Annotated in this window: 21 protein-coding genes; 5 read left to right on the forward strand and 16 right to left on the reverse strand. The window is 44.1% G+C overall.

Going from position 1 to position 25,486, the window contains the following annotated elements:
- Positions 1 to 2 precede the first annotated feature (2 nt).
- The 3 genes from RID09_RS23790 to rimO form a co-directional block, all read right to left on the reverse strand.
- Positions 3 to 1,217 (reverse strand): RNA-guided endonuclease InsQ/TnpB family protein, encoded by a 1,215-nt coding sequence (locus tag RID09_RS23790; RefSeq protein WP_446338389.1) that lies wholly within the window; start codon positions 1,215 to 1,217, stop codon positions 3 to 5.
- Positions 1,218 to 1,389: 172 nt separating this feature from the next.
- Positions 1,390 to 2,784, reverse strand: a complete 1,395-nt coding sequence (locus RID09_RS23795) for a DEAD/DEAH box helicase (RefSeq protein WP_446338390.1) — start codon at positions 2,782 to 2,784, stop codon at positions 1,390 to 1,392.
- A gap of 115 nt (positions 2,785 to 2,899) precedes the next feature.
- Positions 2,900 to 4,237, reverse strand: coding sequence for a 30S ribosomal protein S12 methylthiotransferase RimO (gene rimO / locus RID09_RS23800; RefSeq protein WP_446338438.1), 1,338 nt, complete (start codon positions 4,235 to 4,237; stop codon positions 2,900 to 2,902).
- Positions 4,238 to 4,960: 723 nt separating this feature from the next.
- Between rimO and btpA the strand changes: the two genes are divergently transcribed.
- Complete coding sequence (btpA, locus tag RID09_RS23805) at positions 4,961 to 5,809, forward strand: photosystem I biogenesis protein BtpA (RefSeq protein ID WP_446338391.1); 849 nt, start codon at positions 4,961 to 4,963, stop codon at positions 5,807 to 5,809.
- Between the two features lie 60 nt (positions 5,810 to 5,869).
- A complete protein-coding gene (locus RID09_RS23810) occupies positions 5,870 to 6,844 on the forward strand; it encodes a vitamin K epoxide reductase family protein (protein WP_446338392.1) in 975 nt (324 codons plus the stop codon).
- 54 nt (positions 6,845 to 6,898) lie between these two features.
- On the opposite strand, the gene RID09_RS23815 is transcribed toward RID09_RS23810, so the two are convergent.
- A complete protein-coding gene (locus RID09_RS23815; protein WP_446338393.1) occupies positions 6,899 to 7,324 on the reverse strand; it encodes a DUF1824 family protein in 426 nt (141 codons plus the stop codon).
- Positions 7,325 to 7,909: 585 nt separating this feature from the next.
- Here RID09_RS23815 and RID09_RS23820 point away from each other — a divergent pair.
- Both RID09_RS23820 and RID09_RS23825 read left to right on the forward strand, forming a co-directional pair.
- Positions 7,910 to 8,746, forward strand: coding sequence for an inositol monophosphatase family protein (locus RID09_RS23820; RefSeq protein WP_446338394.1), 837 nt, complete (start codon positions 7,910 to 7,912; stop codon positions 8,744 to 8,746).
- A gap of 164 nt (positions 8,747 to 8,910) precedes the next feature.
- On the forward strand, positions 8,911 to 10,266 hold the full coding sequence (locus tag RID09_RS23825; protein WP_446338395.1) for a D-alanyl-D-alanine carboxypeptidase: 1,356 nt from the start codon (positions 8,911 to 8,913) through the stop codon (positions 10,264 to 10,266).
- A gap of 39 nt (positions 10,267 to 10,305) precedes the next feature.
- On the opposite strand, the gene RID09_RS23830 is transcribed toward RID09_RS23825, so the two are convergent.
- Positions 10,306 to 12,618 carry a pentapeptide repeat-containing protein gene (locus tag RID09_RS23830; RefSeq protein ID WP_446338439.1) on the reverse strand — a complete coding sequence of 771 codons (2,313 nt, stop codon included), beginning with the start codon at positions 12,616 to 12,618 and terminating at the stop codon, positions 10,306 to 10,308.
- A gap of 514 nt (positions 12,619 to 13,132) precedes the next feature.
- On the opposite strand from RID09_RS23830, the gene RID09_RS23835 reads away from it, so the two are divergent.
- Positions 13,133 to 13,738: a hypothetical protein gene (locus RID09_RS23835; protein ID WP_446338440.1), complete on the forward strand. Its 606-nt coding sequence runs from the start codon at positions 13,133 to 13,135 to the stop codon at positions 13,736 to 13,738.
- A 91-nt stretch (positions 13,739 to 13,829) separates the two neighbouring features.
- Here the strand turns inward: RID09_RS23835 and RID09_RS23840 are convergent, their stop codons facing one another.
- The 11 genes from RID09_RS23840 to RID09_RS23890 all read right to left on the reverse strand — a co-directional run bounded on the left by RID09_RS23840 (position 13,830) and on the right by RID09_RS23890 (position 25,432).
- Positions 13,830 to 15,956, reverse strand: a complete 2,127-nt coding sequence (locus RID09_RS23840; protein WP_446338396.1) for a pentapeptide repeat-containing protein — start codon at positions 15,954 to 15,956, stop codon at positions 13,830 to 13,832.
- 381 nt (positions 15,957 to 16,337) lie between these two features.
- The gene (locus tag RID09_RS23845) at positions 16,338 to 16,985 is read right to left on the reverse strand and encodes a GTP-binding protein (RefSeq protein ID WP_446338397.1); all 648 of its coding nucleotides are present in this window, start codon (positions 16,983 to 16,985) and stop codon (positions 16,338 to 16,340) included.
- A 659-nt stretch (positions 16,986 to 17,644) separates the two neighbouring features.
- Positions 17,645 to 19,639 (reverse strand): tetratricopeptide repeat protein, encoded by a 1,995-nt coding sequence (locus RID09_RS23850; protein WP_446338398.1) that lies wholly within the window; start codon positions 19,637 to 19,639, stop codon positions 17,645 to 17,647.
- Positions 19,640 to 20,041: 402 nt separating this feature from the next.
- Entirely contained in the window at positions 20,042 to 20,419 is a 378-nt protein-coding gene (locus RID09_RS23855) for a hypothetical protein (RefSeq protein ID WP_446338399.1), read from the reverse strand.
- A 607-nt stretch (positions 20,420 to 21,026) separates the two neighbouring features.
- The gene (locus RID09_RS23860) at positions 21,027 to 21,398 is read right to left on the reverse strand and encodes a roadblock/LC7 domain-containing protein (RefSeq protein WP_446338400.1); all 372 of its coding nucleotides are present in this window, start codon (positions 21,396 to 21,398) and stop codon (positions 21,027 to 21,029) included.
- A gap of 89 nt (positions 21,399 to 21,487) precedes the next feature.
- Positions 21,488 to 22,003, reverse strand: coding sequence for a hypothetical protein (locus RID09_RS23865; RefSeq protein WP_446338401.1), 516 nt, complete (start codon positions 22,001 to 22,003; stop codon positions 21,488 to 21,490).
- A gap of 451 nt (positions 22,004 to 22,454) precedes the next feature.
- Positions 22,455 to 22,826, reverse strand: a complete 372-nt coding sequence (locus tag RID09_RS23870; RefSeq protein WP_446338402.1) for a roadblock/LC7 domain-containing protein — start codon at positions 22,824 to 22,826, stop codon at positions 22,455 to 22,457.
- Positions 22,827 to 22,910: 84 nt separating this feature from the next.
- Positions 22,911 to 23,408 (reverse strand): hypothetical protein, encoded by a 498-nt coding sequence (locus RID09_RS23875; protein WP_446338403.1) that lies wholly within the window; start codon positions 23,406 to 23,408, stop codon positions 22,911 to 22,913.
- Positions 23,409 to 23,631: 223 nt separating this feature from the next.
- The gene (locus RID09_RS23880) at positions 23,632 to 24,054 is read right to left on the reverse strand and encodes a roadblock/LC7 domain-containing protein (protein WP_446338404.1); all 423 of its coding nucleotides are present in this window, start codon (positions 24,052 to 24,054) and stop codon (positions 23,632 to 23,634) included.
- A 155-nt stretch (positions 24,055 to 24,209) separates the two neighbouring features.
- The gene (locus RID09_RS23885; protein ID WP_446338405.1) at positions 24,210 to 24,707 is read right to left on the reverse strand and encodes a hypothetical protein; all 498 of its coding nucleotides are present in this window, start codon (positions 24,705 to 24,707) and stop codon (positions 24,210 to 24,212) included.
- Positions 24,708 to 24,901: 194 nt separating this feature from the next.
- A complete protein-coding gene (locus tag RID09_RS23890) occupies positions 24,902 to 25,432 on the reverse strand; it encodes a GTP-binding protein (protein WP_446338406.1) in 531 nt (176 codons plus the stop codon).
- Positions 25,433 to 25,486: the final 54 nt, after the last annotated feature.

The following is a 25,486-nucleotide window of genomic DNA, read 5'->3' on the forward strand; positions in this document are numbered from 1 at the left end:
CCCTATAAGGACGGAGATTCTTCTTTCATAGACCCGGCTTGCTTTGACAGGATTTCTCCAATCAAAGTAGAGGTCGAGTCTCCAGAAGCGTTCGGATTTAAAATCCAAGTTCCGACGTGACCCGCCGTACTTAAGGCTATTTTCAGAATATTGATGGCAGCATTCCAATTCCGATCCAAAATACATCCACATCGACAGATATGAGTTCTGGTAGACAAGGATTTTTTAACTACCGTACCGCAGTTGGAGCATTGCTCGGAAGTATAGGCAGGATTAACAGCGATGGTTATCTTACCAAACTTAACCCCAAAATACTCCAGCCATTTTCTGAACTGATACCAACCTGCATCATTGATCGATTTGGCTAAACAATGATTTCTAACTAAATTTTTAATCCTCAAATCTTCATAAGCGACCAAATCATTAGATTGGATTACGCAACGCGCCACTCTCTTGGCGTGTTCTTCACGCTGCCTACTTATTTTGAGGTGAAATCGCCCTAATCGATTAATGGCTTTCTTTCGGTTGGTAGAGCCTTTCTCTGTGCGCGAAATTCGTCTTTGAAGCAAGCTTAGACGTTTCTCGCCTTCTCGATAAAATTGGGGATTTGGCTCTTTGTGACCTAAAGAATCGGTATAGAACTCTTTGATTCCTACATCTAAACCAATGGCTTTTCCTGTCGGCTGACTTTCTACCTTATTCTCAGCGTTAACCAAAAATTGAACATAGTAGCCATCTGCACGACGGACTAACCTCACCCGTTTTATTTGATCAAGTTGATAGAAATTTAAGTCCCACGTTCCTTTGAGCTTAAGCTTGCCGATTCCCTTTTTGTCCGTGAAGGTTATTTGTTTTCGAGTCTCAGAAAGCTTCCAGCCGCTAGTTTTGTATTCAACTGAACGGCAGTTTTTCTTAAACTTTGGATAACCCTTTTTTCCGGGAACAGATTTTTTGCAGTTACTGTAGAATCTGGCAATTGACGAATACGCTCTGTCTACAGCCATTTGGCAAGCATGGCTATTTAAGTCTTTGACAAAGGAAAACTCAGCTCTTAGCGCCGTGTTGTAGCGATACAAGTCTTTTTGTCCAACGTCTCGGTTATCCATCCAGTAACGGATGCATTTGTTGCGGACAAATTGAGCGGTTTGAATCGCTTCATCGATGGCTGAGTATTGAGTTGTCTTTCTTCCTTTAGCCTTGAACTCAAAGACCAGCATTTGACGTGGAACAACTCGACCTCAAAATTATAACATAGAAAAAGTCGTCCTGGAAGGTGTTCCTGATCATGTTGAAGGACGAGGAGCCTGAACCCATTATTTCCGGTCATGACAAATGACCCGAAAAAAGCGTTCATCCCATGACCAAGAGGCGTGGGATGAACTTAATCAATTACCGAGAACGGTTTTGAGTTACCGATTCTTTGGATTTCTTATTACCACGCTTTATCACTTTCGGACGTTCGACCTTGTACTCAACCTCGACAGCAGCTAACTCCGGTTGCGTGTGGTCATAGACCATTTGCAACGCGGCGGCGGCGATCGCGTGGGGGTCGTATTCTTCGCTTAACTCCCGCACGATGGGCAGGAATGATGCCATACGTTCTCCGGCGAGTGCCTCTCGTAACTGATCTTGCAGTTTTTCCAAGCGCCGCGCTTCGATTTGCGATCGCGTGGGAATCCGAGACACTTGTAAGTTCTGCCGGACTTTTCGTTCAATTTGGTGCAGTTTGCGCCGTTCAAAGGGTTGAATCAAGGAAATCGCTATTCCTGTTTTACCCGCACGACCGGTACGACCAATCCGGTGAATATAACTTTCCACCTGATCGGGTAGATCGTAATTAATCACATGGGTAAGATGATCCACATCCAGACCCCGTGCGGCGATATCCGTTGCCACCACCCAGCGCACCTGACTCTGGCGGAATCGGTACAATAAGCGCTCTCGTTGGCTTTGGCTGAGGTCGCCATGATACTCATCAACACTATGACCGGCAGCTTGTAACTGACTGGTCAGTTCTGCTGCTGATCGCCGCGTCCGCACAAAAATTAATGCCGCTTCTGGGTCTTCAAGTGCCAGAATCGGCTGTAGGGCTTTAGCTTTTGAGCAGCCACGGGGGATCATATAAACCCGCTGCTCAATCCGTGCTGGGGTAGCTTTAGGTTGATCAACCGTTACCGTCACCGGAGATTTGAGGAAATTATTGATTAAATCCCGAATTGCCCCAGGCATTGTTGCCGAAAAACAGGCAGTTTGGCGTTCACTGGGGGCTTGCTTGAGGATTTTCTTCACATCATCGATAAAGCCCATGCTCAACATTTCATCGGCTTCATCTAATACCACCCATTTGACTTGATCTAATTTGAGATCTCCCCGATCTAACAAATCGATCACTCGTCCTGGCGTACCTACAACCATTTGTACACCGCGTTGCAACATGCGAATTTGGCGATCAATGGATTGCCCCCCATAGACGGTGAGGATACCGACACGACGAGTACCCGTGAAATCCCGAATGGCATCGGCGACTTGTTGCGCTAATTCCCGCGTCGGCGCAAGAATCAGGGCTTGTACACCTCGGACATGGGGATCTATTTGTTCTAAGATAGGCAGGGAAAAGGCAGCGGTTTTTCCGGTACCCGTTTGAGATTGAGCGACCACATCTCGCCCTGCCAACAGTTCCGGAATGGCTTGAGATTGAATCTCTGTTGGTGTATCAAAACCTAATGTTTCAAGTTGATGGATGCGTTCTTCAGATAAGCCCAGAGTATTGAATGAAAGGGTCATAATGCAAGCGTTTGTTGTGAGTTTTTATTGATGGTTAAGATCAGTGGTCAGTTATCAGGAGTCTAGGTTAGGGATTTAGCAATTGCCATTTTCCCTCACCCTTAATCGACTCAAGTCAAAGGACAACTGACAGTGGACTAGGGACTACAGAACCATAGAGGTCATAGATGCCAGCATCGGTGATTTCTACTTCCACGATGGTCCCCAAGGGGGCTTCGCCTTGGACGTAGACTAATCCATCGACCTCAGGGGCAAATCGAGCGGAGCGACCGATCCGTTCCCCGGTTGAGGGGTTCTCTTGCTCAATCAGAACGTCAACGATCTTGCCCACTTCACCTTGGTTTCGTTTCAACGCAATCGGCTGTTGAGCTGCCATCAGCGTCTGCCGACGCTCCTCCATGACGGCTTTGGGGACTGGATTGGGCAAGTTATAAGCTGGTGTACCCTCTTCCGGAGAAAAAGTAAACACACCAACATGGTCAAACTCATGATGCTGGACAAATTGCAGCAAATGGTTAAATTGCTGCTGTGTCTCACCAGGAAACCCTACGATAAAGGTTGTCCTCAGTACCGCATTCGGCAGGGCGGCTTTAATGCGATCAATAATTTGATCATTCACTCGCCCCTGCCAAGGACGGTTCATGGCACGCAGGATTTCTGGATGGGAATGCTGTAGGGGTAAATCCAAGTAAGGCAGAACATTAGGAGTCTCCTGAATTGCGGCAATTACTGGCTCAGTTAAACCTGTTGGGTAGGCATAGTGCATCCGAATCCAAGGGATGTCCACCTTACCCAATGCCCGTAATAGTTCAGCTAACTTGGGTTCTCCGTACAGATCTACGCCATAGTTGGTCGTGATTTGGGAAATGAGGATTAATTCCTGCACTCCTTGGGATGCCAATTGTTCAGCTTCTGCCACAATCGATTCTATTGTGCGCGATCGCTGGTTTCCCCTCAGATAGGGAATAATGCAGAAGGCGCACCGATAGTTACATCCTTCTGCTACCCGCAGGTAAGCGACTCCTTCTGAGGTTGTCCGATAGCGCGGCGTTGTTTCATCGGCAATATACGTGGGTTCGGCTGAGACGGCTTTGACCCGTTCTCCGGCTTCCACCCGTTCTATCACTTCGACGATGTTCTGATAATCTCCTGTTCCCACTACAGCTACCGCTTCCGGCAATTGCAGCAACAATTCCTCTTGGAAATGTTGTGCCATGCAGCCAGCAATAACAATTTTCTTATCGGCTTCAGCTAGCTCAACTAGGGTGCGAACGGATTCTTTCCGCGCTGCCTCTATGAAGCTACAGGTATTCACGATAACATATTCGGCTAAATCTTCGTTGCTATCGACTGGGTAGCCTGCTTTAACCAGCAGACCCAGGATATGCTCTGTATCAATACGATTTTTTTCACAGCCTAAATGAGAAATGGCAATGGTCGGCTTGTTGCCCATGCGGTTATTACTACAATCTGCACTAGAGGAGTAGAGTTGCGCTCTGTTATAAGCACTTGTATCCGTAAGCACCGAGCCGTGAACAGTTACCTGTCAACTCCCTGGAGAAAATCCATACAGAGTTCAGGTTGATTGAATCCTGCTCACATTTTTACCCAGCGTTACTGGATTGATAGGGGTATAGCCTTAGAGTTTACCCTTGCTCCACTAGTAGTAGTACGGATGTTCTTTGGATGCTCTAGTTTAACCCCGTTACTTATTTATATAAAATTTTATTAATATATGCAATACGCTCGGCTACTTTATCTAACTTGACGCTTGACTAGGGGAAGGGCGACTATTAGCGAGCGTCGGCTTACGTAACCCCATCTAACGGTGGCATCAATGACGCTACGACAAAAACAGCCTCTAATGAGGTCTTAAACTCTCTCCACGTCCGTTTTTAGTCTGGGAATGCCCTGCCGCGATTAACATTATGTATCGCTTCATAGCATCAAACAATACTTTCCTTTGTCTCCAGGTTGGATTAAAACCCGGGTTCCTTCAATCTTTCCTATTGCTGGTTCAGGCTCGGTTTAACACCTTTATCGGTGGTATATCGACGGCAAACTTAGGTGGGGGTTTCAACCACTACAATTATAGGACAAAAGCCATCCTTCTAGGACGGGGCTTAAATCCCATTATTTTTGGTCAAATTCTTGTGAACGGTTTTCAGGTAGATACGTGAACTTACAACAAATTTTCAAGACACCCAATCCAATTATTGGCGTTGTGCATCTGTTGCCCTTGCCGACTTCTCCCCGTTGGGGGGGGAGTTTAAAAGCGGTGATTGATCGAGCCGAACAAGAGGCGACAGCGCTGGCATCAGGGGGAGTCGATGGTGTGATCGTGGAGAACTTTTTTGATGCTCCCTTCACGAAAAACCAGGTTGATCCCGCCGTCGTCAGTGCGATGACCTTAATTGTCGGACGGCTGATGAATTTAGTAACCTTACCGCTGGGGATCAACGTTTTACGCAATGATGCCAAAAGCGCGATCGCGATCGCCAGTTGTGTCCGCGCCCAGTTTATCCGGGTCAATGTTCTCACCGGCGTCATGGCAACGGATCAAGGATTGATCGAAGGACAAGCTTATGAACTGTTGCGGTATCGCCGGGAACTCGGTAGTGATGTGAAAATTTTAGCCGATGTCTTGGTTAAGCATGGACGCCCCTTGGGATCACCGAATTTGACCACAGCCGTACAAGAAACCATTGAACGGGGTTTAGCCGATGGCGTCATCCTCTCCGGATGGGCAACAGGTAGTCCTCCGAGTCTAGAAGACTTAGAATTAGCCTCAGCCGCCGCCAATGGAACTCCTGTTTTTATCGGTAGTGGCGCCAACTGGGAAAATATTCCCACCTTAATGCAAGCCGCAGACGGTGTGATTGTCTCCAGTTCCCTGAAGCGACGGGGGCGTATTGAGCAACCCATTGACCCGATTCGCGTCAGTCAATTTGTGGAAGCGGCACGACGTAGTGTGAACCCTACAGCATCACCGCAACCCATGTCTTCGGTCAAGTTACATTCATAGTAGGAGTGAGTCGTAATTGTCTGGCTTACTTTTGAAATTCCTAGTGTTGATTGACAAATTATGAGACGCCGACGTTCTGCTCCCTGGATTCATCGCCAGTCCCGCCCAATCATTGGTGCGATCGCGATTCTTGGTGCTTTAGATACTGCTTATCTCACCCTAGTGGAAACAGGGGTATTTAAAGAAGCCGTATGTCCCACAGGCGATGTAATCAACTGTCAAGCTGTCTTAAGTAGTAGTTATGCTTGGCTTTTGGGCATACCGCTGAGCTTATTTGGCTTTTTAGCCTATACTGCGATCGCGGTATTTGCCTTTGCGCCCCAACTTGTTAAATCATCGGATAACAAAGATTTTCGCCGACAAGTAGACGATTGGAGTTGGCTGCTGATGTTTGCTGGCTCAACCGCAATGGTTGTTTTCAGCGGCTACCTCGTCTATCTCATGTCCTTTGTAATTAAGGCGTTTTGTATCTATTGCCTCGTATCCGCCTTCTGCTCAATCGCCTTATTCGTGCTGACGATAATTGGGCGTGAGTGGGAAGATGTGGGACAACTGTTTTTCACTGGCATTGTTGTCGGTATGGTAGCGTTGATTGGCACCTTGGGCGTTTATGGCATGAGTAGCCAATCGACAACGGCTGCTGGTGCAGACGGTGGCGTAATTCCCACGGTATCGGGTGCGCCTCAAGCTCCTTACGGCTGGAAAGTAACCACAACCTCTGGCGAAGCGGAAATAGAACTGGCTCGTCATCTGACAGCCGTGGGTGCTAAAGAATATGGTGCCTATACTTGTCCCCATTGCTTTGAGCAAAAGCAGTTGTTTGGCAAGGAAGCCTTTAGCCAAATCGATTATATCGAGTGCCATCCGGCTGGTGAAAATCCTCAGCCTCAAGTTTGCCAAGCAGCGGGAATACAAGGATATCCGACTTGGGAAATCAATGGTCAGTTGTACCCTGGGGTTCAGAGTTTGGAAGAACTGGCAGATTTAACCAACTACCAAGGAAAACGCGACTTTAAGTACCAATTGCCTCGCTGAGAACTGTAGAGACGTTGCCGGCAACGTCTCTACAAGGTTAATACAAATAAAGGATTAATCTGACGATTCAAATAAATCGAGGGGTAGATGACCATACATTTCATTAATACCCCCTTCAAAGGAAGATTGGCAGGATACTAAAACACCGCGATGCTCACCCGTATAGGAATCGATGTAACACAATCCTGAATTGCCGTTATATTTGATATAAACCGCTCCCTCAATCGGAGTCAGGTCAAGATTCGGTTGATATCCTAAAGCTTGAGTATAGGCTTTGAGCGCCGATAAACCCTGAGCCGCTGTATCCGCACAAATACCAAAGATTTGATAATCTGAATGCTCGGCAAGTAACGCTAAGGCTTGCCGCAGTTTCTCTTTTTCGGAATCTGAAACCACAGGTTGAACGGAGATGCAATTGAAGGGGTTGAGGAGTGCTTGAGCGTCTGAGATGGTGAGAGGGGTAGAGTTTTGGGTAGACATAATTCGCGATCGCTTGTGACCTGATCGATGATACCAAGTCGCTGGATGCCGGGAGTGACAAGCTCCTTCATGAACCCTACGCTATAGTACCCAGGGTGTAGGGTGTAGGGAACAATGGAATCCCTCTGTTGCTTCACTATGATAGTGATCACTCAATTTACGTAAAATAAATCACATTTTTTTGGCTTTATTATCACAAGTTGTCAGAGATATTGATCAAGATTTAGTAAAGATTTTTAGGTAAAAATAATATTTATACATAAAAAAACATCAAAAAAAATCTGACAAGATTCATGAATACCTGTCCCTGCTGCTCCCATCCCTTACTACGGCACATTAGCCACCATCGTCTCTACTGGTTCTGCTCGCACTGTAGGCAGGAAATGCCCAACCTCGATCCGACTTGTCGTCAACCTATCCAAGAACTAGAGCGCCTATTTAATCTGCCAACTGTTCCCAGTCAGACTAAGTTGATCAGTTGCCTGTAGTACATTTTTACTGAATTTATGCCCGTATGTGGAGGTAATATGGCGTATTACCGGGAAACATTAAGGGTGTAAATCTCCCCAGAGGAGTTCTGGAATTATGGATTATTTACCCTTATGTTCAGAAATTGCCAAAAATTTAGCGACTTTTTTAGACAAACTCCCCTACCAAAATCAGTCAATAATAGATGGCAAAGCCAAACATGAAATTAATCGCCAAGCTGGTGAAATTATCCGTTCTTGTTTAGCAGACTATCCCATCAACCTTTATCTCGCCGGAGAACACCCTAAGCGAAACCCTCACGCTGGCTACTCTATATTTGTCGATCCGATTGATGGAGCATCAAACTGGCTACGTCAAGTGGGCGATCCGTCTTTCGTTATTGCGATCGCGGCAAAATCATCCGACGTAACCTTAGGGGATCTAGACTTTGCGTATGTACAAGGATTACGTACCGGAGACTGCTACTATGGAACCCAGAACACTGCCTATTTCAGAAGCGCCCACACTCAAGACTATAGTAAAATTTACTGTCACTCTCAAGTTTCCCTAAACGACGCGATCGCATACTTACATCCAGGCTATCATCGTGCTAAAGAAGAATTGAGCGGTAGTTTCCCCTTGTGGTTATACTGTAGGGATATTCGCTCGATCGATAACTCAGCCATGGAGTTTTGTGAAATCGCCCGAGGCGCTGCTGATTTTCTAGTCGAATGTCGTCATGCTTCAAGAAATTATAATTTACTCGCCTATCCAATTTTAAAATCAGCCGGCGGTTATCTGGTTGATTTTCGCGGCACTTCTCTGGAGTCTCTTAGTCTGGAATCTGAATATATTGTTGATTATGTCGCCTGTGGTTCTGGCTATTTATTACGAGAGGTTCTCCAGGCTATTCAACGCTGGGAGCAAAACCACGAAAAAACTTTAGTTTTTTAGCAGAAAGTCAAATTGCTTGAAGAGTCATTTGTCATTTGTCATTAGTTGTCTGACGAAAGTCGGGTGGATGAGTGCTGATGGTTATATAGACAAATCTTGTCCATAGGTGTAGTACAGGCTAAATTAGGAAACTATAATCGAGAACTCCTAATTTTTTATCTAAAATGCTCAAACCCCTTCCCTTGACGACTGTACTATCCCTGACTCTCGTAACCTTTACCGCCGGCTGTTCCCCTCAATCTAATCTCTCCCAACCCTCCGTCAACGAAATCGATAGTGTTTCAGTAGCTGAAAGTCCAGCAGAAGCAGAATTGGCGCAAAAACCAGCTATTCCCTCACTCGCTTCCCCGGATAATCCCGATCCGGCGATCCAAGGGCAAATTGAGCAATACATGAATGGTTTAGCCGCCAAAGGATTTGCCAAGGAAAATCATGGGATCTGGATACAGGCGGGGAATACTCTTCTAGCGAATTATCAAGGTACAGTCCCCTTACCTGCGGCTTCTATCACCAAAGTCGCCACCTCCCTCGCTGCTTTGCAAACCTTTGGTCCTGATCACCAGTTCATCACCCTGATTGGCGCAACAGGGGCGGTGGAAAACGGTGTCCTCCAGGGAGACTTAGTTATCGCAGGCGGAGAAGATCCATTCTTTGTTTGGGAAGAAGCGATCGCGTTGGGAAATCTCTTGAATCAGATGGGTATCCAGCAGGTGGCGGGTAATTTAATCATCACAGGCAAATTTTACATGAACTTTGAGTTTGACCCACTTAAATCAGGGACACTGCTCAAACAAGGGTTAAATGCTCAACTGTGGACTCCTGAAGCCCAAACCCAGTATCAAACCCTACCCCCAGATACTCCTAAACCTCAAGTTGCGATCGCGGGTTCAGTACAAGTTTCCCCCACCCCTCCCAGTAATGTCCAACCCCTGATCCGCCACTCGTCCTTTCCCCTGGCTGAACTGCTCAAAAAAATGAATCAATATAGCAATAATAAAATGGCAGAAATGATCGCCAACTCTGTGGGAGGGGCTAATGTTGTCGCCCAAAAAGCCGCCGCTGCCGCAGGCGTTCCTCAAGCGGAAATTACCTTAGTCAACGGTTCTGGATTAAGCGATCAAAATAAAATTTCTCCCCGTGCGGCTTCCGGTTTATTTCTAGCCATTGCTCGATACCTTCAACCCTATAACATGAGCCTTGGCGATATATTGGCGATTGTCGGACAAGATGAAGGCATTTTAAACGAACGTCCTCTTCCCCCATTCGCCATCGTTAAATCCGGAAGTTTAAATAGTGTCAGCGCTTTAGGGGGAGCTTTACCCACGCAGCAGCAGGAAATTATCTGGTTCTCTACGATGAATATGGGTTATAACCTTGAAGGATTTCGCGCCCAACAAGAAGCACTACTGCAAAATTTTATTAGTCAGTGGGGATCTGTTCAATCATTACCCGAAACCTTACAACCCAATCCCGAACGAACCAGTAAAACCTCTAGTAATGAAATACTCAACCAATTATGAGGAAACAGGGAATGGGAAACAATGACAAATGACGAATCACTAATTCTCAAATTGGTGAGGTAATAGGGAATGTGAATGTGGAGGAAGGGGATTTTTCCACGGGTTGCGATCGCGGGGTGTGAGTTTACTAAATTCAACAGTCGCGCCAAGCTGTTCTAATTCTCCCTGCTGGGCTTGAGACAGTCCAGCATTTTGCTTAAATATTGCTCCCTCAACCTTCACACCACTTAGATTAGCATTGAAAAGATTCGCGCCCGTGAGATTGGCTTGTCTCAAATCCGCATTCGCCAAGTTGACATGACGCAGAAACGTATGACTCAAATCGGCTCCCCTGAGATTTACATGACTTAAATCAGCACGACTAAAATCAGCATGACTCAGATTTGCCCCTTCTAAATTGGCATGAGTAAGGATAGCATGACGCAATCGCACCTCCTTTAAAGTTGCTCCCCTTAACATCGCCTGATTCAGTTGAGCATTATTGAGATTAGCTTGGCTCAAATCGGCTCTGATTAGACTGGCTCCGCTCAAATTCGCCTGTTCTAAAGTTACCCCCTTGAGATTCGCTCGATCCAATTGGCTGCGCTGTAAGTTTGCACCTGTTAAATTAGCCTGACTCAGATTCGCCTCACTCAAGTCAACCTCACTTAAATCCCCTTCCTGGAGGCTGGTTTGTCGTAAATCCGCACTCTTAAGATTGGAACCACACAGAATCGCCTGATTAAGATTCCCATGGCTGAGATTCGCGTGTTCAAGATTGGTATGTCGTAATTTCGCCCCGACCAAAGTGGCACGACGTAGATTAACTTTTTGCAAATTGGAGCGACTCAAATTAGCCTGATTAAGGTTTGCACCATTGAGATTAGCATTATTCAAATCTGTTGCTGTTAAATCAGCTCCCATAAGGATGGCACTACTTAAATTAGCGCTACTGAGTTTAGCCAGACTCAAATTCGCCTCACTCAGATCAGCACTGCTGAGATTCGCTTCCCGCAAATCGGCAGCACTTAAATCACTACTGCGAATGTCAGCCCCCTTGAGATCACTCCCGCGTAGATCAGCGCCTTTCAATTGGCAAAAAATACGGTAAGCTCCCAACTCAGAAACCTCTGATTCGCCCTCCTTAATTTTGACGACATCAAATTGCATATTCTCAGTATAAATAGCAAAGACAACATTAAAAATATCCAAAAAGTTGATAAACCACCGACATTCTGCTTCTGGATATCCTTCGTAATAGCGAATCAGACTAGCAATGCAATTATCTAAATGAGTGCGGACATAATTACACAGTAAAATAACTTTGAGCAAGAGAATGACAATCGTCAGGGGACTGCCTTGGCTGGTTAGGGCAATAAAGAGCGGGGAGGGTTCCTGTCCATTTTCTGTGGTTAAAAATTCTAAGGTACGCCGACAAGTCCGCAGCAATAAATCCATGGTCGTCGTTTCCTCGTGATACGACTCATAGAGCGTCTCTAGTTTTTCGGTCAGCGTCCTTTTGAAAAAATCAATGGACTGCTGAGGACTCGTTGAAGACAGTAAATAGTTAAGAAATTTTTGCTTACAGTCCCAATAATTGAGCGTTTTACTCTGCTGAACAAACAAATCAGCCGCATAGGAATAATTATTAAGAAACTTGCGCGAAATGAGTTGCTTGAGTAGACGAATAATTCCATTGCCCAGTCGAGTTGGATTAGCTGGCGGTTTCTTTCTAAACGTTGGCGAATCACAATGTACTGTATACATTGCCAGTTCAAACTTGAACTTCTCTTTCAAGCGTTTTGCCGTTTTTTTCGCTAACTCCCGCTGCTCAACTGGATTTTGAGAATCTAAATATTGCGGCAATATTAAGTAATAGGCATAACGATGACTCCACCCTCGACGCTCTGTATGGCTTAAGGTAAAGACTTTAAGTTCTTGATAGTCTGGACTCTCAATGAAATTGGCAATCCATGTTCTCAGACGATTCAGGTTTGGAGCTACAGTAGATTTGAGTGGGTGAGCATCGGCAAGGGTTTGAATCAACTCCTCTATAGAGTCTGACCGCCGACTGGCTGACCAATTGTTAATCAAGATATAGCAAGACCGCTTAAGCGTATTTCTAAATTCTTGCTCATCCTTTTGCTCAAGTAGCTCATAAATTGAGCCAGCGACGTCTGGATTGGGTTGACACTCACCGGAGAAAAATAACTGCTTAAATTCATGCAAAACGGTTTCTGGAGGAGAACTCTCCACTCGATCGAGCAAGAATTGATAAATAACCTCCTGAGCTTGCTGAATCCGTTGCTGCTGTGATTCTACATCAGCTAAAGAATCGAATGGCTGATTATCTGGTATGATGCGCCCCTCCATAATAGGCAAAACCTGAGTTAACTAATCCTGGTAATTATCTGCCCTTACTACCTATAGCTTAACCTTTTCCGGAAATATTCCTTATCGAAAATATATATTCTACCCAAAATTAGTAGCATCTGGGGGAATGGGGAATGGGGAATGGGGATTGAGGGGGATATACAGCAGATTTGGTGGTTGATGAGGTACAGTCTTCTAAGCAAGATCCCCGACTTCTTGAAAAAGTCGGGGATAAGTCTTGTGTACCTCACTTACACGCCATCGCGCTGTAAAATGAAAGTGGTCGTCATAACAGTCAATCTATACCGCATTTTGAGCTTAAGTTGACACCCATGAAGGCTTGCGCCCTCACCCCTGTACCTTATCCATTTGAGAAACGCTAAGTAGTCGGACAAAAGAAAACGGTACTGTATTAAGTTTTGTAAATTACCCTCAAACCCTTACTGTTCCCTGTTCCCCGTTAAGAGTTCCCTAATCTCAACCGTTAACTTTAATTGTGTCCACCCACTTATATATGCCCTATAGTCAATTCAAAACTATCGCTCAAGCTAAAGCTGCTTTCCAACTGACTGTCATTGAAGGCAGTCGCTTTTTGCCTGAAATTTCTCCAGTTGCCCCTTCGCCAACTCTCTCAGATTACTTACAGGAAACGTTACCGATTGTGGCTACTTCTGGTAGTGAAAAAGCCCGTTCGGAGGGTATTATCTATCCAGTATTAATCGATGTCAGGAAAGCTCTTAATCGCCAAGTGAGTGTCTTCTCCGGTGAGGAATTTAATGTTGACGAGTCGGTCGGTCTTAATGGCTTGTGCGATTTCCTGTTGACTCGTTCAAAAGAAGTCTTAGAGATTGAAGCACCAGCGGTGATTGTTGTGGAAGCTAAAAAGACTGACCTCAAATTGGGCTTTGGGCAGTGTATTGCCGAAATGGTTGCGGCTCAACGCTTCAATGAGGGACAAGGACAACCTATTTCGACGATTTACGGCAGTATCAGCAATGGCAATCAGTGGCAATTTCTCAAGCTGGAAGGTATGACTCTATTCATCGATTTGGCAGTCTATCCCTTGCCGCCAGTTGAGGATATTCTTGGTAATCTTGTCTGGATGGCTCAAGCCCATTAAGCTGAAGTTACCCCCATACAGATGTACTCCACCCAGGCTAAAGTCTTATATCGTAATTGTTTGAGCGCTCAAGGGTAAGCTTTTGACTTATTCACCCAATAATTGCTCCTTGTTGTTTAAGTTCTTGCTTCATTGGATCAGAGAGTCCAGAATTATTTCCAAATCGAGTCCCCTTAACCTTCACACCAGTGAGATTCGCATTGAACAGGTTGGCACCCCTAAGATTGGCATGGCTGAGATTTGCCCCAGTTAGATTAACGTGACGTAGCAAAGCTTGCCTCATATCACTTCTACTGAGATTACTATTGCTCAAATCTGTGCGGGTTAAGTCCGTTTTCTGAAGATTTGCGTGACACAAACTGGCATAACTCAGGTCAGCTCGATCTAAGTTAGCACCGCTTAAGTCAGCGTGGTGTAGCTGAGTCCAATTGAGTTGAGCGCCTCTAAGATTGGCATTTCTGAGATCCACACCATTGAGATGAGCTTTACTGAGATCGGCATTGCTCAGATTAGCATAGCGAAGATTAGCATTCACTAGATTCGAGGAATTCAAACTAGCATTACTTAAATCAGCACTACTAAGATCGACTTGCTGGAGATTAGCACGGCGCAGTTTAGCACTTTTTAATATGGCACGGCATAAATTTGCTTTTTGCAGGTCGGCACAACGTAGATTAGCGTGACTGAGATTCGCACCGCTTAAATTAGCATTCTGAAGTATGGCACCGCTTAACTCCGTGCGCTCCAGCATAGCACCGCTTAAGTTTGTCTGATTGAGTTTGGCAAGACTCAAGTCGGCTTTGCTCAAATCAGCCCCCGCCAGATCTACCTCCCGTAAATCTGCTGCTCTGAGATCCATATACCGGATATCTGTCCCTCTCAAATCAGCACTCCGCAGATCTGTTCCTTTCAACTGAGAAAAGAGGCGATAGTCATCAAGATCCAACACATAAGCATCTTGCTCATCGTCATTAGCATTGAGTTTAACAATGTTATATTGAATGTCTTCGGTACAAATAGCAAAAACAATATTGAAAACTTCCAGAAAATTAATTAGCCACTGACAATCTTTTTCGGCAGAGTTTTCGTAATATCGAATTAATTGGGCAATACAAACATCAAGATGGGTCTGAGCATATTTGCAAATTAGGATAATTTTGAGCAGGATCACGACTATGGTTAAAGGGTTGCCCCGATTAGTGAGTAAAATAAATAAAATTGAAGGTTTTTGACCATCTTCAGTCGTCAGTAACTCAATAATTCGCCGACATGTCCGCAGGAGCAACTCAAAACTCAGTGGTTTGGTATGATGATTTTCATAAAGACTATCTAATTTAGAAAATAAATATTTATCGAGTATTTCTGAATAAGCTTTGACATTAACTATAAATAATAAATATTGTTTAAATTCTCCTTTAAATTCTTGGTAGCTTTGAGTTTGAGCCTGTTGATTCAAATAATTAGCATAACTCCGGCAATTGACTAATATCTGCCGAGAGCTAAGTTTTTTAATGAGTTGAATAACGTGCTCACCTAAACGAGTCGGATTTGTGATTTTTTTTTCGGAGTTTAAATGAGAAGAATCACAACGAGCCGTATACATTGCTAGCTCGAATTTAAAATCTTTTCTCAGCCGCCTAGACAGATTTTTTGCCGTTTCTCGCTGTTCAATTGGATTGCGGGAGTCAAGATATTGAGGAACTAATAAATAAGACGTATATCGATGACTCCAGTGCCGTTTTTCTTCTGCCTCAGCAATATAGGGAGCAGAAAATAACTTTAGTTCTTGATAATCGTGGCTATCAACAAAATTAGCGATATATCCTTTTAACCGACTCAGATAAGGGGAGAGATTGATCGGCTTAACCGGAAGCTCGCCAACTAATTGAATTAGATTTTCAATGAACTCATAACTTCGCTTTGATGACCAATTATTAATTAGAATATAACAAGAACGTTTTAAGGTATTTCTAAACTCTTGATCATTTTTGCTCTCAATAATTTGTTTAAGTGCTGCTGTCAGATGAGGCTCACTCTGATTTTCCAGAAATAATTTGCGGAACTCTTGTAATACAGTTTCTGGGGGATTGTGATGAACAATTTTGATCAGAAATTGATAAATAACTTCTTGAGCCGACTGAACACTCAAGTCGGTCTCAGAAATGTCCTCCCCTGATAAATTGAACTGTTCGCCCTCTGGTAAGATGCGCCCCGTCATAATCCCCAAAATTTATTGACACAAGTCTACTCTTCATCATACCTTAGTCCAACTCCCTGGGAAGTCATCAAAAAGCGGCTATGCCTTCCACCTCCTTGGCTGGGGTAGTAGGAATAGCCGTTTTATGCGGGAGCATGTCTGTCCGTTGGGTTGAGGTAGGTAGGCTTAACCTTCTTGAAGAGTAACCCAACTCCCTTGGGAAAGCCGGTTGGGTTTCACTTGCTTCGGAACCCAACCTACTTGAGAGTTATGTGCCTTCACGCTCCATGCTCCTATTTTGTACCTTCTTCGTCATTGATGGTTCAAAGTCCATAAACGATGTAGCTGGCTTAGAGGAGAAGGAGTACTATTAACGATGCACGAAACCCTAGGCGTCAAATCTTATAGTCCTGATGAAAACTGTTGCTTGGGCCACTGATAGTTCGTTCTCGACTTGAGTGGTTCAGCTTGACGAGTGGCTGCGACATTTTCCAGGCTGGCTTTTTCTTTGCCCTTACTACTTTGCAACAACTGGTGAGCCATTAACACCATTATGGCTTCAAAAACTGACGTTTTTTCATTGGGATTTATAGCGACCATCGGGGGTCTGCTTTTGTCGTTCATAAAGCCGAGAGCAAAGGCAATATGCTCCTGCCCTAATGCCCCCGGTAAATCCATACAAGTCAAACCAATAATCATCGGGATTTTGACTCTGCTGTTCATAAACGAGAGAATTTCGCGAGCATCATTAAAAGAGCTGGAACGATTGGCTGCTACTAGTAAAATATAGGCATGAGCGCGACGAATCAATAAGTCCCACATAAAATCAAAGCGAGATTGACCAGGAGTCCCATAGATTTGTAGCTCCATATTTCGACCTAAAGTGCGCGTACCGAAATCAAAAGCAACGGTTGTTCGTTTCTTCATTAATGAAGTGCTATCAGTCGCATTGCGTTCCGTATCAATTACTGTTGTTTGGCTAAATGTCCGCACGAAGGTTGACTTACCAGCACCCACTGTTCCTGTGACGACAAGACGTATTGTTTCCATTATATTTTTCTCCGCAGTATTTCACCTAAATTTATGAATGTCAGATCAGTTAAGCGGGTCAGCTATCTACAGCACACCATAAAAATCCAAAATTTTGCTATACCCAAAATTAACTAGCTAACTTTTATTTTTGTCGAACAACTCATACAGAAATAGACCATTATTTCAGCTATAGCTGCTTAAGGAGTCGTAGAACTGTTCTGCTACCTCTAGTGCAATTTATTTTCCCCAATCAGTCAGAAATTTTAACAGGAATTTATCTGTCTCATTGAAACTAATCAGATCTGGCATTTTGGGCAAAAATTCACAAGGATTCAGGCTCATATTTTTCTCTGGTCTGGATTTTAGATGAAACCACCAAGTAGAGTCTTCTATAGTTTTAGCAATTTTTTCCGACTATTGTCTGCTTGTTTTATAAGAAAACCATTAAGTTTTCAATAGAGTCAGGGATTGGTTTTAATTGTCTCGGAATAATTATAAGCAATAATCCCAACCTCACTGAAAAATAAATGATAAGGTTAATGTTCTTCAATATTTTTCCATAATTTGCCCTAAAATCCGGAACATCTAGCAATTTTATGATTCCATCTTTGTATAGTTTTATAACGTTAATCCTTGAACTTGTGTAACTATGTAAATCAGCAAATCACTCGGATATTTCACCCAGTCAGAATAATCATGGACACAATCAAACTAATTATGAGGAAAAATGCGCCTCCCCAATAAAGAATGAGACGCTTCAGCCCCAGGGTTTGAGGGGGAGACGAGGTTTCAACGCTTTGTCCTTTGAGCGACTGTAACCATTCAGCGACTCGTTGAAACTTGGGCAAGTTTGGGTGGAGTTTAGTCAGCGAGTCTTGCCACAACAGAATAGCTTGTGCTGGTTGATGATCTTGAGCATAGAAAATACCCATATTGGCTAACGTCTGACCTTCTCGGTAGCGATCGCCTAATTCCTGGAACATGGACAGACTCTGCTGATAGCAATCCCTTGCGTTCTGGCGCTGCTGCTGCTGAAAGTACACATTACCCAGGTTACTCAACGTCTTCGCCGCCCCAGGGCGATCGCTCAACTCGTTGAAAATGCCCAGACTCTGCTGATAACATTGGTTTGCCTTCTCCCATTGACTGGCTAAAGAATACACATTCCCCAAATTAATCAGCGTCTGCGCCTCTTTGTCGCGATCGCCTAATTCTCGGCTAGCTTCCAAAGCCAATCCATGGGTTCGTTCCCAGTCCCCCCAATACCCATGGGTGTTAAAAAAGTTAACCAAATTCTGAGCCAGCGACACAACCACATCCCAAGCCTCAGCTTGATGCGCCCACTCAACCGAGGCTACTATATTCGGTCGCTCGATTTCAAACCAGTATAAAGCCGCCAAAAGCCAATGACGCTCGGTAGGGGCTTGCTCTTTACCCTTAACCAAAGATTGAACAAACTGGCGACGAGTTTCTGGATTAATCGCCAAATCAAAAATCTCAGCCCTCTCCAGATACCAGCGACTCAGCCGCAATCGAGCCGCTTGTCTGACATCGGCGGGTTCCTGCTGCGCCAATTGCCCTCGGGCAAACCGACGCACCACATCATGGAAACGGTAACGCCCTGGACTTTCTGGGGTCAAAAGCTGCCATGCCACCAAAGTATCAAAGGATTGTTGCGCGATCGCAGATTCCACCTCTAACAACCTTACCGCCACTTCCCCTGTAAAATTGACACCCACTAAAAGTCCCAATAAGCGGAACAAACGAGCCGATGCTTCATCCAGTGACTGATAACTGAGGATAAGGCTAGGGCGCATCGACAAATCATTCAGGTGCATCTGTGCCAGCCGCTGTCGTTCATGCTCAAGCTTGCTCGCATAATCAGCCAATTGCGAGTTAGGGAATTGGCGCAAGAAACCCCCTGTAATCCGCACTGCCAACGGTAGATAATCGCACTGAGCCAGAATCTGTTGAGTCGCGTCTGGTTCAGCCGCCATCACCTGTGCACCAATGAAATTTTCCAGAAGCGATCGCGCTTCGGGTTCACTCATCACAGGCAACTCCACAATTGTCGCCTCTTCTAACCCATTAATCTGGCGGCGAGTCGTAATTAACACTGCACAAGTAGAACATTGCGGCAGCAAAGGACGAATTTGAAACTCGTCGCGGGCGTTGTCAAGGATAATTAATACCCGTTTCCCTGCCATTAGGGAATCATACAGTTGAGAACGCTCACTCAGACTTTGAGGGATTGACCGATCCTCCACACCCAAAACCCGCACAAACCCGGCGAGTACGTCTAAAGCGTCGAGAGGTTGCCCCTCACTCCCGCGCAGATTGACATAAAGCTGAGCATCGGGAAACTCCGGTTGTAACTGATAAGCCGCTTGCACAGCTAAAGCAGATTTGCCCACACCAGCGACACCCGTAACGAGTGCGATCGCAGCCTGGAATTTTTGACCCGATGTTGCCTGTCTTAGCACCCTAGTTATACCTTCGAGTTCCCCTTGGCGACCTGTAAAATTAGCCAATGGCAGCGGTAACTCATAGATCGAAGTCGGTTGAGTCAACGTTTGCTGATAAATTCGTTTCGCTTGACTGGGTTCAACCGTCACCGCATCTTGCACTAAACCATGAAAGTGCAGTTCATACCTTGATTTATTTCCACTCATCGATTGCTCCAATGGTTTATCACCTTGCCGATCATCATCACCTCAGCCTAGTCACCCTAACCTAAGCTGGGAATGGGTTTGGTCTTACGGGTAATACAGACTGACAACCACCTGTTGTCACCTATCGTATCCTCAATTTTTACTCTGAAAAAATATAGATATTCCCTTAAATCTATCCTGACTCAATTTTTTATAAAACGCCAGATATAAGCGTTACATCACTCAAATTTACTTAATTTTTATCTTCAATAAAATGAAATCAGCTTACCTCAGTCCCTGTTCCCTTACAAATGACTTTCCCCATGAAAAAACCCGGTCAAAGCCGGGCCACACTACCATTTGATCGAAAAGTTACGCTGTTATCAAGCTATGTTTACAAATTCTTGCACACCAAGTTGATTGCTACTTTGTAACTTCACAGGTAAGTGGGCAAGCTGCAAAGATTGACTTATGCAGAATATTCTGTTCACCATGTAACCAGCTCAACCAACGGACTTCCTTCGGATTGACGCCCTTAAAGGTTAATACGGCGGCTCCTAATAAAATCCCGAAAACATTCGCACCAATCAAACCAACGGCGACAAGCAAAACAGCACTAATCGGCAAAAGCGATTGCAAGGAAATCGCCATGATTGCTCCGAGCGCCACCATTAAGACAATCAGCGGAAACCCTGCCACTAAGAGACATACGGTTAGAGTAAATGTCCAAATTAAGAAGCCTTTGACCTTTTCGTTGAGTGAATAAGCCTTTGTTAAGTTGTCACGGGTTGTCATTTCCATGGATGTTCCTCCTATCGGGGGTAAAAAATGGTCTTTATGTAACAAACCTTTAATCAATTTCTGCTACTTAAGAAATTACGAAGGTGAAATCCAGTATAGTGAACTTCTCCGGAGAAATGAGCTTTTTTTCAAAAAAATTTACAATCAAGGGAGACCATTTATGGATCGCTAAGACGGTCTGACTCATAATATAGGTCAAGCCTCGACTCAAGATCGTCTATCTATAGATAGAAGTCTTGGGCTGTTTAGCCTCATAAATCTGGCAACGGTATGCCCTCAACTCCCCCATAATTTTTCGCCACGATGACCAATCCCCACTAAATGGATTTTGTTAACATTTCTTATAGTTTTGTACCATAGTTCTCATAATTCTCTGGCAACTCGAAACTCAAAACTAAGCTGCCCAGCACCTAAAGGGCGGGTAGCTGATTGCACAATCCCCCTCGGACTATGCATCAAAAGTCCTTGTGTAGCCTCTTTCGTCGCCAGAACCAGAAAGACGGTATCTTCACCACTGTTTTAAGCTTGCCAAGCTAGTAGGGTGGGCAATGCCCACCCTACATAGGGCTTGCTGCACAAGTGAAGAAACCCTTACCCCTCAAGGTGATTACGCCAGAACCATCCGCAATTCACCAACAGTGCGCTTGATTTCCAGCATCAAAAGTCCTTGTTTAGCCTCTTTCGTCGCCAGAACTAGAAAGACAGTATCTTCACCACAACTGGTCAAGACACTAAAGCCCTTTTCACCCTCGACATAGATCCGATCAATTGTACCGCGAACTAATTCACGACCAATCCGTTCACCTAAAGAAAGCATCGCCGCTGACATCGCAGAAACTCGTTCGTCATCCATACCACTGGGTAAAGTCGTCGCCAGAGGTAAACCATCGGGGGTGACAACCGCAGCCCCTTCAACATCAGAGGTGGCTGAAGCAAAGTTTTTGATGATCATTCCTAGTTTTTCGGCGTTAATCGCCATTTGGATACTCCTTGTTTAATTGCCAACAGTCTTTGCAGTAATAGATACTGCAAGCTGAGATTTCTCCTGTTCCCCCGACGCTGTTACTCTTAGAGTTCAGCACGAACATTCCTGTTGATTTCACCCATAATGGTGTACTCGAACAGATCACAGCTACCCCCTTGTAAGAGTGATTCAATTTGAGTTCCCTGCAAACGCTGATTCAGAAAGGCTTCGAGAAACCCTTGAACCGCCCCCATGGTGAAAGAAGCGACCCGAGTTGAGCCTTGAAGTTCACCGAAGGAGTCAAAGGTTTCGCGAGTATAGACTTTGTAGACATCGCCCTCTTGGATAATCTTGTCAATGACGCACAAACGAGTTCCCTCTTTGCCCAAGGCTAGCTGGGCTTTTTCGGTAATTTCTTCCATGGAGACGGAGGCATCCTTGTCTACCAAATTGAGTTTTTTGGCTAGCTCTTTACCCCGTTGGCGACCTGCAGAAAGCATCGCGATCGCAGCGGCTTTTTCACCCAGCGCATCCTCGATACCACTAACGATTGCCTTCATTTCTCCAATATTGCCAAAGTCTCCCAGTTCTTGACGTGGATCTTTCGCTGAATCTGTCATATTAATTTCCTCATTTGATGTTCAAGTCTTGTTGTAATCAAGAGTTCAACTGTTCAGACAAAAATATGTTTCAACAGCAAAATCTTGGCAGGGTACTGGAAAAATAGTCCCTGTTTTTGTTATAGCCGATAATTACCGAAATTACCGAATAGTCTATACTTTCTTAATTAAGCGGGCAGAGAATTAGTTTGACTAAAAAATTGAATTAATAACTAAAATTATTACCTCAAAAAAATAAATGCAAACGAAACAATAAAACCGGGTTATATACTGCAAAAAAATGGTAAAATATATTATTTTTTTGATTGAAATTCTCTGATAATACAGTCAGAATAAATTAATTTTAGCGATAGTTTGTTTAATTGATCATCTCAACATGGGTAGGGTGGGCATTGCCCACCCTACATAGGGCTTGCTGCACAAGTGAAGAAACCCTTACCCATCAAGGTGATTACGACAGAACCATCCGTAATTCACCAACGGTGCGCTTGATTTCCAGCATCAAAAGTCCTTGCTTCGCTGCTTTCGTCGCCAGAACTAGAAAGACGGTATCTTCACCACAACTGGTTAAGATACTCAAACCCTGATCACCCTCAACATAAATACGGTCAATTACGCCGCGAACTAATTCTTTACCAATCCGTTCCCCTAACGAAAGCATCGCCGCCGACATCGCAGAAACCCGTTCGTCATCCATACCACTGGGTAAACTAGTCGCCAGAGGTAAACCATCAGGGGTGACAATCGCGGCACCTTCAACATCAGAGGTTGCTGAAGCGAAATTTTTGAGGATCATTCCCAATTTTTCAGCATTAATAGCCATTGTGATACTCCTTGTCCCATTTGAAATAGTTTTTGCAGCGATAGATACTGGAAGTTGAGACTTCTTATGCTCCCCCCGAACCTGTTAACGATTGACTTGAGGAAGAACGGTGTACTCCAACAGATCGCCGCTACCACCTCGTAAGACGGATTCAGTTTGAGTTCCCCGTAAGCGCTTACCTAGAAATGCTTCGAGAAATCCTTGAATTGCCCCCATGGTGAAAGTACATTGCCGGGATGAGCCTGGGGATTCACCAGCTGAACAAACGGTTTCGTGGGCAGAAACTTTGTAGACATCGCCCTCTTGGCTAATCTTGTCAATGACGCACAAACGAGTTCCATCTTTGCCTAGGGCTTCCTGGGCTTGTTTGGTCAACTCTTCCAGGGATAGGGAGGAACCTTTGTCTACCAAATCCATGGCTTCTGCTAGCTTTTTACCCCGTTGGCGACCAGCAGAAATCATCGCGATCGCGGCAGCTTTTTCGCCCAGCGCTTCTTCGACACCGACAACAATTGCTTTCAAGCAAACAATGCTGCTAAAGTCTCCGAGTTCTTGACGTAGTTCATTCTGTACAATTGCCATAGTACTTTCCTCATTACTGATAAAAATTGTTGGCATTAATGGTTTAGCTATTCAGAAAAATCCATGCTTTAATAGCCAAATCCTTGGCTTATCTCAGTTAATTATCCCTATTTATGTTATAGCAATTAATCGCGAATATGTCTGTAGTTTTCTATGTTTTTTTTATGAAGCATAGATGAAATTTATGATCTGTATTATTTTTCAAGAAAACAATATTATCTAATTAAATAAAACATTTTATCGGCAAATTAATCACCGAAGTTATCATAAAAAAATACGACAAAAATAAATTTATTTTCGCGATGGTTCGTTGAATTTCTAATCTCAACAGTCCCGGCTTAGCCGCCTGACTTGCTAAAACTAGAAAAACCGCCTCTTGTCCACAACGGGTTAAAATGCTCAAGCCTTGGTTACTCTCTACACAAATGCGATCAATCTCTCCCCCAATCAGTTCCTTACCTATTCGCTCAGCTAAAGACAACATAGCGGCTGATATCGCCGATACCCGTTCATCATTCATACCAACTGGCAAACTCGCAGCTAGGGGTAAACCATCGGGAGTAATCATTGCTGCACCTTCCACTTCAGGGGTATTACTGACAAAGGTCTTTAGAATACCCCCTAACTTATAAGGATTAATCGCCATAGTTGCCGTTTTGCTGAAATTTCCTCAACGGGGAATAGGAGTCAATCTCTGTAAAAATGTCATGTAAAGACGTTCCACCGGAACATCTTTACAAAAATCATGACTACTCTGTTGAGGCTAGGTTGGATTGAGAAAATGCACTAACTAGAGCAAGGTTATTTTTGAATAGCACCTAAGACTTTGTACGCCAAAATATCATACATTCCTCCCCGTAATACGGATTCAGTTTGAGTTCCCCGTAAACGTTCACCCAAAAACGCTTCCAGAAATCCTTGAATCGCCCCCATCGTAAACGTGCATTGTCGTGATGAGCCTTGGGGTTCACCTGCGGAACAAACAGTTTCGTGAGTATAGACTTTGTAGACTTCATCCTCCTGAACAATTTTTTTGATCGCACACAAGCGAGTTCCATCTTTACCTAAGGCGTCTTGGAGTTTTTTCGTCACATCAGCTAAAGAGATTTCTTTTCCCTTATCCACTAAATCAAGATTTTCCGCCAACTGTTTACCTCGTTGGCGACCCGCAGAAATTAGTGCAATTGCTGTAGCTTTATCACCTAAAACTTCTTCAACACCAGTAATGATTGCTTTGAGGCAAACAATGCTGCTAAAGTCTCCAAGTTCTTGGCGTAGTTCATTCTTTGCGATTGCCATATCCGTCTCCTTTATTGTACAAACTTGCCCCCTTTCAAAAACCAATCTATTTACTCCTTCTCAAGTTAAAAGATTAATCCTGATATTTTTTAAATAATTTTTATATTTTTTTTGCGATACAAGTGGTAATACAACAATTTTATTTTCGCAGTTTGTTTAAAAATATTTAAGACCTGTAAAAAAAACAACTTCCTCTAATATATTTGTCGAATTAAGACCTTTAATGCTTTTAAGACTGAGGGTTTCAGTTGAGGATTTACGTTCAGAATAGGCGGACGATGTTGATCATTTACAATACCTAAACGTTTGACAATTTCTTCTACAGGTAAAGCTCCGGCACAATCTGTATGAGTCAAACCAATAAGCATCGGCACTTGAACGCGATCATTCATAAACGAGAAGATATCTTGAGCATAGGAAAAACTATTGGGCTGATTAGCGGTTACCAGTAAAATATAAGCATCGGCTCCTTTAATTAAAATATCCCACATAAAATCAAAACGGGTTTGACCGGGAGTCCCGTACATGTACAAAGTTTTATTAGCCTCTAACACAAGTCTGCCAAAATCGAAAGCGACGGTAGTTGTATCTTTAAATGAGGCTTCTGTATCAGAATCGCTTACCTTTCGTTCTATTTCGACAACATCAATTTCACTAGCTGTTCGCACAAAAGTAGATTTTCCCGCCCCGACAGTTCCTGTTATAACTACACGTATATTTTCCATGATATTTATTGACAGCAAAGCAGAGTTGCTTTTCTTGATTCGATTTAAACTACT

Origin of the sequence: Coleofasciculus sp. G1-WW12-02 (assembly GCF_040219735.1) — a bacterium.
Taxonomy (GTDB): Bacteria; Cyanobacteriota; Cyanobacteriia; order Cyanobacteriales; family Coleofasciculaceae; genus Coleofasciculus.